Genomic DNA, 231 nt, shown 5'->3' on the forward strand with positions numbered 1-231 from the left:
GGGTTTCAAAATGGAGCAACGGACATTGGACGCTTGAGCTGACGCGCAACATGAAAAGCGATGGAAGGTATGACAAAGCTTTCGTGCCAGGCCGCGATGTCTACATGTGGGTCGCTGTCTTCGACCATGCACAGACGCGGCATGCGAGCCATAACCGCCCGGTGCGCGTCGTGTCGCAGAAGTAGGCGTCTTATGACGGGCGACGGGCTCGACCGGAGACCACTACGGGGC

The 231-nt window shown here is 59.3% G+C and carries 1 protein-coding gene; it reads left to right on the plus strand.

The genetic code is table 11. The features are described from left to right. Positions 1-185 (plus strand): ethylbenzene dehydrogenase-related protein (locus FVA95_RS30500; RefSeq protein ID WP_205016125.1); only part of this gene is annotated, 185 nt, incomplete at its 5' end. Positions 186-231: the final 46 nt, after the last annotated feature.

Source organism: Pseudonocardia sp. EV170527-09 (assembly GCF_008369905.1).
GTDB lineage: Bacteria > Actinomycetota > Actinomycetes > Mycobacteriales > Pseudonocardiaceae > Pseudonocardia.